The sequence below is a fragment of the Microbacterium sp. ISL-103 genome (assembly GCF_018613995.1).
GTDB lineage: Bacteria > Actinomycetota > Actinomycetes > Actinomycetales > Microbacteriaceae > Microbacterium.
Genome location: NZ_JAGGPD010000350.1, coordinates 1 through 8,439, shown reverse-complemented (window position 1 = coordinate 8,439; position 8,439 = coordinate 1). Strand labels below are relative to the sequence as shown.

Sequence of the window (8,439 nt, the reverse complement as noted above, 5' to 3'; positions counted from 1 at the left end):
GGATGCCTCCGGCTCGGTGAACAGACCGGTGCCGCGGATGTACTCGGCCACCCGCGACAGCTGGGTCGCCGTCGCGACGTAGCAGAGCACGACGCCGCCGGATGTCAGGGCGTCGGCGACGACGTCCATGCACTCCCACGGGGCGAGCATGTCGAGCACGACCCGGTCGACGGTGCCCGCGGCGAACTGCTCGGGCAGCGCTTCTGCGAGATCGCCGACGACTACGCTCCAGGTCTCCGGCGTCTCGCCGAAGAACGTCTCGACGTTGCCGCGCGCGACCTGGGCGAAGTCCTCGCGACGCTCGAACGAGACCAGGCGCCCGACCGGTCCGATGGCACGGAGGAGGGAGAGCGAGAGAGCACCCGATCCGACCCCGGCCTCGACCACGACCGCTCCGGGGAAGATGTCCGCCTGCATCACGATCTGCGCGGCATCCTTGGGGTAGACGATCGCCGCACCACGCGGCATCGACATCGCGAAGTCGCGCAGCAGCGGCCTCAGGGCGAGATAGTCATGGCCCGAGCTGTTCGCCACGACGGAACCGTCGGGAAGACCGATGAGGTCGCGGTGCCGGAGCACTCCCTGGTGCGTGTGAAGCTCGCCGTCCTCGCGGAGGGTGACGGTGTGCAGGCGCCCCTTGGGTCCGGTCAGCTGCACTCGGTCGCCCTCTCGGAACGGTCCGCTCGGGCGCTGTGAGCTGGTGGAGGTCATCGGGTGGCTCCTGTCATGGAGGTCTTGCGGTCGAACAGGTCGATCAGGTCTGCGGCGGTGCGACCCTCGAGCGTCGGCCAGAGCTCGTGCGCCCCGACGTGGTCGAGGGAGACGATGTGCGGCACGCCGAGCGCGACAGCGCCGGAGGCGAGACCCGCACGAAGGCCGGTCGGGGAATCTTCGATGACCACGGCGTCGGCGATGTCGATCTCGAGCAGCGAGGCAGCATGCAGGTACGGCTCCGGATGCGGCTTCGGGTTGCTGACATCGTCTCCTGCCACGACGATGTCGAAGGCCTCGAACTCGATGAGGTCGACGACGCTCAACGCCATCCGGCGGAGCGACATCGTCACGAGACCGGTGGTGATTCCCGCCGCTCTCAGATCCTGAAGGAGCTCGCGAGCGCCAGGGCGGAACGGCACGCCCTGGGTGCGCAGGGCCTCCTGCACCCCGTCGGTGAGCAGCGAGACGATCGCCTCGGCATCCATGTCGACACCCGCGTTCTGGAGGATGATCGCGCTGTCGATCAGCCCGTTTCCCACGAGCTGCAGCGCATCCTCGTGGCTCCAGGTGCCGCCGAAGGATTCGACCAGTGCCGTCTCGGCAGCCATCCAATACGGTTCGGTGTCGACGAGTGTTCCGTCCATGTCCCAGAGGATCGCGCGGGGCTGTCTGCTCACCGAACCATGTTACCCGTGGCTCCGCCCGCTCCCCGCGCGGTCGGACTAGCCTGGAGGGATACCGAATCCGGATTCAGCGAAGGGAGCCCACGATGGATGTCCTCGGTTCACGCATCGTCATCGTCGCCTTCGACGGTTGGAACGACGCAGGCGAGGCAGCGAGCGGCGCTATCGCCGCACTGCGCGAGACGACCGACTACGACCTCGTGCACTCCATCGACCCGGAGCTGTACTTCGACTATCAGTACACGCGTCCCGCGACGAAGATGGACGCCGAAGGGCGGCGCCAGCTCACCTGGCCCGAGGCCGGTCTGTGGCGTCCGCGCCACCCGGGCCCCGGGCCGGAGTTCTGGGTGCTCACGGGTGTCGAACCCGCTCGCACCTGGCAGGCGTTCGCCTCGGAGTTCATCGACGTCGCTCTGCGCGACGACATCACGGGCTTCGTGACCCTGGGCGCCATGCTCTCGGATGTGCCCCACACCCGTCCGATCTCGATCTTCGCCTCGAGCCAGAACGAGCAGGTCCGCGAGGTGCACGGACTCGAGCGCTCGCTCTACGAGGGTCCCGTCGGCATTCTCAGCGTGATCGAGCACTTCGCCGAGAGCGCCGGCATCCCGACGGCCAGCCTGTGGGCCAGCGTGCCGCACTACGTCGCCTCGGCCACACCGTCGCCCAAGGTGACTCTCGCCCTGCTGGATCGGCTCGAGGAGCTGACCGGCGTCGACGTGCCGCGCGATCACCTGCGCACCGAGGCCGCGGCGTGGGAGGCATCGATCGACGCGGCGGCCGCGGACGACGAGGACATGACCGAGTACATCCATCAGCTGGAGCGCACGCGCGACACGTGGGACTCCCCCGATGCGTCGGGTGATGCCATCGCGCAGGCCTTCGAGCGATACCTCAAGCGCCGCGGCGACGGGCCCGGCGATCACAAGAAGTAGCCGCCGGGCGTCCCGCGAGACTATGCGGCGATGACGCCGGTTCCGAGCAGCACCAGCAGCACGGTTCCCAGCAGGATGCGATAGATCACGAACGGCAGGAAGCTGCGCTTCGAGATGTAGTTCATGAAGAACGCGATCACGCCCAGCGCCACCACGAAGGCGATGCCGGTGGCCGCGAGCGTGTCGCCGAACGAGAAGAACGACGGCTCGCCCCAGCTCTTGAAGACCTGATAGAAGCCGCTTCCGAACACCGCGGGGATCGCGAGCAGGAACGCGTAGCGAGCCGCGGCCGCTCGCTCGTACCCCAGGAAGAGTCCCATGGTGATCGTGCCACCGGACCGCGAGACACCGGGGATCAGCGCGAGCGCCTGGGCGAAGCCGTAGGCGATGCCGTGCGGGTAGGTCAGCTGGTCGAGCCTGCGGCGCTTGGCGCCGACGTGGTCGGCGACACCGAGCAGGATGCCGAACACGATCAGCATGATCGCGACGATCCAGAGCGACCGGAAGACGGTCTCGATCTGGTCCTGGAAGAGCAGCCCCAACAGCACGATCGGGATGCTGCCGATGATGATCATCCAGCCCATGCGCGCATCCGGGTCGCTGCGCGGAACACGTCCGGTCAGCGAGCGGAACCACTGCACGATGATGCGCACGATGTCGCGCCAGAAGAAGACGACGACCGCGGCCTCCGTGCCGATCTGGGTGATCGCCGTGAACGCCGCACCCGGGTCTTCACCGGAGGGCAGGAACGTGCCGAGGATGCGCAGGTGGGCGCTGGAGGAGATCGGCAGGAACTCGGTGAGTCCCTGGACGACACCGAGGATGAGCGCTTCGAGCAGGTGCATGGAGGAGAGCCTTCTGATTCGGGGGCTGCGGACGCAGAGCGGATCGCTCAGTACGTGCGCAGCAGATCGGCCAGCACCTGCTGACCGAAGACAAGCGATTCTACGGGCACTCGCTCGTCCACTCCGTGGAACATACCCGTGAAGTCGAGGTCGGCAGGGAGCCGCAGCGGTGCGAATCCGTAACCGGTAATGTCGAGATAGGCCAGTGCCTTGTTGTCGGTACCCGCGCCGAGAAGATACGGGATCACCGGCACCCCGGGGTCGTGGCGGCCGAGACTCGCCACCATGGCGTCGACCAGGTCACCGGCGAACGGCGTCTCCATGCCGATGTCGCGCACCACGGTCTGGATCTCGATGTCGTCGCCCACGATCTCTTGCAGCTCGGCGAGCACGTCGTCTTCCGTGCCCGGGATGACCCGCACGTCGATCAGCGCCTCCGCACGCTCCGGGATCACATTGTGCTTGTACCCGGCGGTGAGTGCCGTGGGATTCGCGGTCGTCCGGAAGGACGACCGCAGGAACGCCTCGGCAGGACCCGCAGCCGCGGCGAGAGCATCGGGGTCGTCGACCGATCGTCCGGTGAGATCGCTCAATCCCTGCAGCAGCGCTTCGGTGGTCGCCGTAAGCCGGAGAGGCCACCGGGTGCGCCCGATCGCCGCCACCGCCTCGGCGAGCTTGGTGACGGCGTTGTCATCATGCAGACGGCTGCCGTGGCCTGCGCGGCCCTTCGCGACGAGTCGGATCCAGATGAGCGCCTTCTCTCCCACCTGCAGAAGATAGGCCCGTCGATCGTCGACCGTGATCGAGTAGCCGCCCACCTCGCTGATCGCCTCGCTCGCGCCGGTGAACCATTCGGGTCGGTTCTGCACGACGAGCGCAGAACCCTCGACGCCGCCGTTCTCCTCGTCGGCGAAGAACGCGAGCACCAGATCCCGTTCGGGCTGCTCTCCGGCGCGCAGGATGTCGGCGACAGCGGTGAGGATCATCGCGTTCATGTTCTTCATGTCGACCGCGCCGCGACCCCAGAGCATGCCGTCTCTCACGATGCCCGCGAACGGGTCGACGCTCCAGTCCTCGGCCATCGCCGGCACCACGTCGAGATGTCCGTGCACCACCAGCGCCGGCTTGCCGGGGTCTTTCCCTGGCACCCGCGCCATGACGTTGGTGCGGCGCGGGATCGGCTCGTAGTACTCGACGTCCAGGCCCAGTCCCTGCAGATATGCGCCGACGTACTCGGCAGCTTCTCTCTCGCCTTTCGCGTTGCCGCCGCCGAAGTTCGAGGTGTCGAAGCGGATCAGGTCGCTCGCGATGCGAACGACCTCGGGCAGGGACGGGTCAGTCATGTCGTCCAGGCTATCGAAACGTCGTGGCGCGCCCGGGCGACAGCGTCGGTTTCTGAAGGCCTCGAAGCTCGTGCTAATGTAAATCTTCGTTCGGCAACGAACATCCAACACCTGCGCGGGTGGCGGAATGGTAGACGCGCTACGTTGAGGTCGTAGTGCCCGTAAGGGCGTGGGGGTTCAAGTCCCCCTCCGCGCACAGAGAGAAGCCCCGGAAGAATCTGGTTCGCCAGCATTCCTCCGGGGCTTCTGCCGTTCGGTGGTCGTGCTGCGCTGTCAGGCGCAGCACGACCTCGTCAGGTCTCAGAGAGCGCCGACTCCGAAGACGAGTCCGAGCAGATACGTGATCGCCGCGGCTCCGAACCCGATGACGAGCTGACGCAGAGCACGTCGCAGAGGCGGTCCTCCCGAGAGGATGCCGACCATCGCGCCGGTCGAGAGCAGCGCGACGCCGACGAGGATCAGCGCGACGATGACCGCTGCCGTACCCTCGAGCCCGAAGATCCACGGCAGGACCGGGATGATCGCGCCGGACGCGAAAAGCAGGAAGCTCGAGATCGCCGCCGTCCAGTCGCTGCCGACGATGTCGTGGTCATCGGCCGCGTGGATGTGGACCGGCCCCGTGGCGGTGCGCTCCACGCCCGCGCGCGCCGCGGCGACGATGCGGCCGGCGCGCTCCAGCGCCTCCTCCTGACCGATGCCCCGGGCGCGATAGACGAGCGCCAGTTCGTTCTCGTCGATGTCGAGGTCGGCCGCGGATGCCGCCGCGTCCTCGTTCGCCTCTGTGGCTGCGAGCAGCTCGCGTTGCGAGCGCACCGAGACGAACTCCCCCGCCCCCATCGAGAGGGCGCCGGCCAGCAGGCCCGCGATGCCGCTGAAGAGCACGAACCCCGAGCTCACCCCGGTGGCGCCGATGCCGAGCACCAGAGCGAGATTGCTGACGAGACCGTCGTTCGCTCCGAAGACGGCAGCTCTGAACGAGCCGGAGAGGCGGCGCCGGCCTCGGGCGGCGAGACCGCGCACGACCTCGTAATGCACCTTCTCGTCGGCCCGCATGGCCGGGGTCGCGTACTGCTCGGAGTCGTAGGGCGAACGCGCTTCGGCGCTCTGTGCGAGCGCGAGGACGAAGATCGACCCGAATCGCCCCGCCATCCACCCGAGAAGGCGGGATCGGACTCCGGCGTGCGGCAGCCGCGTGGGCTCTGCGCCGAGCAGGTCGAGCCAGTGCTGCTCGTGGCGGCGCTCGGCCTCGGCGAGGCGGAGGAGGATCTCGCGCTCCTCACCGGTGCGTCGGCTCGCGAGCTTCTGGTAGACCATTCCCTCGGCGCGCTCCTCGACGAGGTACCGCGCCCAGCGTCGGCGGTCAGCGGCGGTCGGCTCAGAGGCGCTCGGCTCGGAGGCAACGGGGGCTGTCATGACTTCTCCTGATCGATCGTCCCGATGGCGGGGCAACCGTTCCACGCTAGCTCCGAGCGGCGCAGGCAGAGGTACTGGGGAAGCGATTGCCAGCTTTTCGGGTTTCCGAACCCGGCGAGATCATGACCGCACGCGCTTGCGCAGCACGTCGATGCGCGATTGCAGTTGCGTCACGGTCGCCTGCGCCACGGCAGGACCACCGCAGATGCGGCGCAGCTCTGCATGGACGGCCCCGTGCGGCTCGCCCTTCTGGCGCGCGTACAGGCCGACGAGGCTGTTCAGCAGCTGCCGCTGCTCGCGGGGCGTGCGGTGCAGCGGCGCGGGCAGCGTCGTCGTCTCTGTGGGCCCCGCCTCTGCCTCTCTCGTCTCCCGAAGTCGCGTCTGGCGTGCCTGTCTCTGCATCAGCAGCTCGTGCACGTGCTCAGGTTCGCGAAGCCCCGGGAACCCGATGAACTCCTCCTCGTCGGGCGTGCCGGGTTCTGCGAGCTGGCCGAACTCCTGTCCCTCGAAGACGACTCGATCGAAATGCGCCACCGACGACAGCGCCTGGTAGCTGAACTCCTGGGTGAGCGCATCAGACGCGTCGTCTTCGCGATTCGCCGAGTCGAGAAGGGAGTCGTCGAGGCCGTCGTCGTCTTTCGACTGGCGGTCGAGCGCATGGTCGCGCTGCTTGTCCATCTCGTTCGCGAGGCCCATGAGCACCGGAACCTGGGGCAGGAACACGCTTGCGGCCTCACCCCGGCGACGCGCTCGCACGAATCGGCCGATGGCCTGAGCGAAGAAGAGCGGAGTCGACGACGAGGTCGCGTAGACGCCGACCGCGAGTCGAGGCACATCCACACCCTCCGACACCATGCGCACCGCGACCATCCAGCGGTCTTCGCTGTTGCTGAACTTCTCGATGCGCTCGGACGCGGTCGCATCATCGGAGAGCACGATCGTCGGCTGCTGGCCGGTGATGCTGTGCAGGATCTTCGCGTAGGCGCGCGCCACCGTCTGGTCGGTCGCCAGGACGAGCCCACCGGCGTCCGGCACATGATGACGGATCTCGGTGAGGCGACGATCTGCCGCCGACAGCACCGCCGGCATCCACTCGCCCTCGGGGTCGAGCGCTGTGCGCCAGGCCTGCGAAGTCACGTCCTTCGTGTTGTCCTGGCCGAGATGGGTCTCGAGCTCATCGCCCGTGCTCGTGCGCCAGCGCATCTTGCCCGCGTACATGTGGAAGAGCACGGGACGCACGACGCCGTCTGCGAGCGCCCGGCCGTAGCCGTAGTTGTAGTCGGTGCGCGAGATCCGGGCGCCGGACTCGTCGGGGTGGTACTCCACGAACGGGATCGGGGCGGTATCGCTGCGGAACGGCGTTCCCGAGAGCAGGAGCCGGCGCTTCGCCGGGCCGTACGCATCGCGGATCGCATCGCCCCAGCTGAGCGCGTCACCCCCGTGGTGCACCTCATCGAGGATCACGAGGGTCTTGGCGTCTTCGGTGAGGTGCCGGTGGACGGACGACTTCGCAGCCACCTGCGCATAGGTGACGACGGCGCCGTGATAGTGGCGGGCCGGCGCCCAGTGACTGTTGCGGAACCGAGGATCGAGGCGGATGTGCACACGCGCCGCGGCATCAGCCCACTGCGTCTTGAGGTGCTCGGTCGGAGCGACCACGATGATGCGGTTGACCTCGCCCATGCGCATGAGCTCGACCGCGAGGGTGAGCGCGAAGGTCGTCTTGCCTGCACCGGGCGTCGCCGCCACGAGGAAGTCGCGCTGATCGTCGTGGAAATACTGTTCGAGCGCCTCCTGCTGCCAGGCACGCAGCTTGTTCGCGGTACCCCACGGAGCGCGCTGGGGAAAGGACGGAGAGAGCATCGAGTCAACGATAATCGCTGCCACCGACACTCGGCACGCGCGCGGCGTCCGCCGCGCGCGTCCTCGCCCCCGAGGTTCACACCCGAGTAGGCTCGGTCACTGCGCAGCGGCCGTCGGCGCGCTGCCCTCGTTCGTGAAGGAGAGCCGGATGACAGCCCAGGATTCGATCCGAACCCCGGAACCCGACAACGAGAATCCGCATCCCTGGCGGAGGTTCGTGGCTATCGGCGACTCCTTCACGGAGGGCATCGGAGACCCGGATCCCTCTCACCCCGGCAGCCACCGCGGCTGGGCGGATCGTGTCGCCGAAGTCCTCTCGCGTCAGGTCGACGACTTCGCCTACGCGAACCTCGCAGTGCGCGGCAAGCTGATCGCGCAGATCGTTCGCGATCAGATCGAGCCGGCCGTCGCGCTGCATCCCGACCTCGTGTCGATCTGCGCCGGCGGCAACGACGTGATCCGCCCCGGCACCGATCCCGACGCGATCTCCGCCCAGCTCGAAGACGCGGTCGCGCGTCTGTCGTCGACGGGCGCCGCCGTTCTGCTCTTCACCGGGATCGACACGGCATTCACCCCCGTCTTCCGGGCGTTCCGCGGCAAGGTCGCCATCTATAACGAGAACGTGCGGGCCATCGCCGAGCGT

Annotated in this window: 8 protein-coding genes and 1 tRNA gene; 3 read left to right on the top strand and 6 right to left on the bottom strand. The window is 67.9% G+C overall.

Going from position 1 to position 8,439, the window contains the following annotated elements:
• Both J7E68_RS13000 and J7E68_RS12995 read right to left on the bottom strand, forming a co-directional pair.
• The coding region (locus tag J7E68_RS13000; RefSeq protein ID WP_215173224.1) for a tRNA (adenine-N1)-methyltransferase at positions 1–711 on the bottom strand (711 nt) is incomplete at its 3' end.
• Entirely contained in the window at positions 708–1,391 is a 684-nt protein-coding gene (locus J7E68_RS12995; protein ID WP_311416875.1) for an HAD family phosphatase, read from the bottom strand. The genes J7E68_RS13000 and J7E68_RS12995, both read right to left, overlap by 4 nt.
• 92 nt (positions 1,392–1,483) lie before the next feature.
• Here J7E68_RS12995 and J7E68_RS12990 point away from each other — a divergent pair, with 92 nt between their 5' ends.
• Positions 1,484–2,332: a PAC2 family protein gene (locus J7E68_RS12990; protein ID WP_215173223.1), complete on the top strand. Its 849-nt coding sequence runs from the start codon at positions 1,484–1,486 to the stop codon at positions 2,330–2,332.
• Positions 2,333–2,352: 20 nt separating this feature from the next.
• On the opposite strand, the gene J7E68_RS12985 is transcribed toward J7E68_RS12990, so the two are convergent.
• Positions 2,353–3,177, bottom strand: a complete 825-nt coding sequence (locus tag J7E68_RS12985; protein WP_215173221.1) for an undecaprenyl-diphosphate phosphatase — start codon at positions 3,175–3,177, stop codon at positions 2,353–2,355.
• Between the two features lie 47 nt (positions 3,178–3,224).
• Positions 3,225–4,520 (bottom strand): M20/M25/M40 family metallo-hydrolase, encoded by a 1,296-nt coding sequence (locus tag J7E68_RS12980; protein ID WP_215173219.1) that lies wholly within the window; start codon positions 4,518–4,520, stop codon positions 3,225–3,227.
• A gap of 113 nt (positions 4,521–4,633) precedes the next feature.
• Here J7E68_RS12980 and J7E68_RS12975 point away from each other — a divergent pair.
• A tRNA-Leu gene (locus tag J7E68_RS12975) sits at positions 4,634–4,716 on the top strand.
• Between the two features lie 104 nt (positions 4,717–4,820).
• Here the strand turns inward: J7E68_RS12975 and J7E68_RS12970 are convergent.
• Positions 4,821–5,933, bottom strand: a complete 1,113-nt coding sequence (locus J7E68_RS12970; RefSeq protein WP_215173217.1) for a VIT1/CCC1 family protein — start codon at positions 5,931–5,933, stop codon at positions 4,821–4,823.
• Positions 5,934–6,053: 120 nt separating this feature from the next.
• Positions 6,054–7,796, bottom strand: a complete 1,743-nt coding sequence (locus J7E68_RS12965) for a DEAD/DEAH box helicase (protein ID WP_215173215.1) — start codon at positions 7,794–7,796, stop codon at positions 6,054–6,056.
• A 148-nt stretch (positions 7,797–7,944) separates the two neighbouring features.
• Here J7E68_RS12965 and J7E68_RS12960 point away from each other — a divergent pair.
• A partial coding sequence (locus tag J7E68_RS12960; protein WP_215173213.1) for an SGNH/GDSL hydrolase family protein occupies positions 7,945–8,439 on the top strand: 495 nt, incomplete at its 3' end.

What these genes read in the sequence shown, in the direction of transcription:
- J7E68_RS12990 (WP_215173223.1), top strand. Translation starts at nt 1,484, where the DNA reads ATGGATGTCCTCGGTTCACGCATCGTCATCGTCGCCTTCGACGGTTGG.
- J7E68_RS12985 (WP_215173221.1), bottom strand. Translation starts at nt 3,177, where the DNA reads ATGCACCTGCTCGAAGCGCTCATCCTCGGTGTCGTCCAGGGACTCACC.
- J7E68_RS12980 (WP_215173219.1), bottom strand. Translation starts at nt 4,520, where the DNA reads ATGACTGACCCGTCCCTGCCCGAGGTCGTTCGCATCGCGAGCGACCTG.
- J7E68_RS12970 (WP_215173217.1), bottom strand. Translation starts at nt 5,933, where the DNA reads ATGACAGCCCCCGTTGCCTCCGAGCCGAGCGCCTCTGAGCCGACCGCC.
- J7E68_RS12965 (WP_215173215.1), bottom strand. Translation starts at nt 7,796, where the DNA reads ATGCTCTCTCCGTCCTTTCCCCAGCGCGCTCCGTGGGGTACCGCGAAC.